At 70.2% G+C, this 1,873-nt stretch carries 3 protein-coding genes; 2 read left to right on the top strand and 1 reads right to left on the bottom strand.

The window, feature by feature from the left end; translation table 11 throughout:
* Positions 1 to 237: 237 nt before the first annotated feature.
* Both ROTAS13_RS23910 and ROTAS13_RS23905 read left to right on the top strand, forming a co-directional pair.
* Positions 238 to 534, top strand: coding sequence for a hypothetical protein (locus ROTAS13_RS23910; protein WP_139323549.1), 297 nt, complete (start codon positions 238 to 240; stop codon positions 532 to 534).
* A gap of 154 nt (positions 535 to 688) precedes the next feature.
* On the top strand, positions 689 to 1,681 hold the full coding sequence (locus tag ROTAS13_RS23905; RefSeq protein ID WP_075823612.1) for a class I SAM-dependent methyltransferase: 993 nt from the start codon (positions 689 to 691) through the stop codon (positions 1,679 to 1,681).
* Here ROTAS13_RS23905 and ROTAS13_RS23900 read toward each other — a convergent pair.
* Positions 1,665 to 1,873 (bottom strand): ATP-binding protein (locus ROTAS13_RS23900; protein WP_171979005.1); only part of this gene is annotated, 209 nt, incomplete at its 5' end. The genes ROTAS13_RS23905 and ROTAS13_RS23900 overlap by 17 nt on opposite strands.

Genomic DNA, 1,873 nt, shown 5'->3' with positions numbered 1-1,873 from the left:
TCGCCTTACGGTGGGGCTGTGCGTAGATGTGATCAAGAGACAGGACAGAGAGAGGGCTTGGCATCGCCGCTGTCCCGTCACCGCTGCGCTCCATCGCCGCCATCGCAACCCAGCCCGGCTAGGCCGCAGCCCTGACGGGCCGCGTCCCGCACCGGGCAGGGCCGCTCGCCGGCCATGGTGCCGGGCCGCCCGCGCTGCCTGCTGGGGAGGGGTCAAGCGAAAGCAGAGGAGAGCCCGGTGACGACAGCAGTGATGATGGCACCGTCAGTAGAGTCCACACCGTTCGATACCGCGGCCGCCCGGCGTGAGGGATGGATGATCGCCGGCTGCGGCACCGACAATGCCGGACGACGGCGGGTGGAGCTGCAGCGGCTCGACGACCCGCAGGAGGGTGAAGGCACCTTCCTCGACGACGGCGACGCCTGGACGCACATCGCCGAGCAGGCCCGGCGCGGCTCGCCGCTGCACTTGCAGGCCCTGGCCCTGGTCGACCCGATCGAGCGAGCGCTGATCGAGCAGCACGCCGGCCGCTGATCGCGGTCCCGCCCAAGCCCCCAGCACGACCCTGAGCGCACGTCGACCCTGAGCGGGCCGGCGTGCGCTCGCACGCCCTCCCTTCCATTCCGTCCTCGGCCCCCTGGCTGCCCCCGGCAGCCGGGCGCCGGGCGCTGCGCACGAGGCTCCCCCCATGAGCAAGGCCCACCGCTCCAGCCTGCTGCAGTTCTCGCTGTTCGACAGCACCGCGCTTTCTGTTCCGCTCGGCGGCCAGAGCTCACTCCGCGAGCAGGTGCCGGTCCCGGAGAAACAGACTCCCATCCTGCCACCCGCGTCCAAGGCGCCCGTGGCACGGAACTACCGCCTGACCGGCGACCGGGCGCTGGCTTCGACCTGGAAGGGCAGGGCGGCGGACAACCTGGCCGCCATCCGGCTGCTGCGGGAGATCGAGGACGAGGACCGGCCGGCCACTGCCGAGGAGCAGGCCCGGCTGGCAAGGTTCACAGGGTTCGGCGCGTCCGAACTGGCCAACACCCTGTTCCGCCGCGCGGGCGAGGCGTTCCGCCCCGGCTGGGAGGAGATGGGCACCGAGCTGGAGCACATGGTCAGCCCGGCCGAACTCGCCGGGCTCATGCGGGCGACGCAGTATGCCCATTACACCCCCGAGTTCATGGTGCGCGCGATGTGGGCGGCGCTGACCCGCATGGGCTTCGCCGGCGGTTCCGTCCTGGAGCCCGGCTGCGGCAGCGGCCTGTTCCTGTCCCTCCTCCCGGAAGCCCTGACCAGGAGGACCAGCCTGACGGGGATCGAGGCGGACCCGATCACCGCCCGCATCGCCCAGCGCCTGTTCCCCGACGCCTGGATCCGGGCCGAGGACTTCACCAAGGCGCGGCTGGCCGAAACTTTCGACCTGGCGATCGGCAACCCGCCCTTCTCGGACCGCACGGTGCGGGCCGACGACCCGAGCGGCAAGCTCGGCCTGTCCCTGCACGACTACTTCATCGCGCGCTCCGTCGAGCGGCTGAAGCCGGGCGGGGTCGCCGCCTTCGTCACCTCGCGCTGGACCATGGACAAGACGTCGACCACGGCGCGCGCCCACATCGCGTGTCAATCGGCATTGAATGGGGACCCCAGATCGGCGCGCAAAAGGGACCCCTCTTGTAAGGCGTTCAGGCGCGGTTCTTGAATCGCCAACTGTCGTTGCCGGTCTCGACGATGTCGCAGTGGTGAGTGAGGCGGTCGAGCAAGGCGGTGGTCATCTTGGCGTCCCCAAAGACGCTGGGCCATTCACCAAAAGCGAGGTTGGTGGTGACGATGACCGAGGTCTGCTCGTAGAGACGGCTGACAAGGTGGAACAGCAACTGGCCGCCGGACTGGG

Origin of the sequence: Roseomonas sp. TAS13, assembly GCF_001950415.1 — a bacterium.
Classification (GTDB): Bacteria; Pseudomonadota; Alphaproteobacteria; order Acetobacterales; family Acetobacteraceae; genus Roseomonas; species Roseomonas mucosa.
This window is presented reverse-complemented; position numbering and strand designations above follow the sequence as displayed.

Coding starts and splice junctions, on each gene's coding strand:
- ROTAS13_RS23905 (WP_075823612.1), top strand. CDS start 689: ATGAGCAAGGCCCACCGCTCCAGCCTGCTGCAGTTCTCGCTGTTCGAC.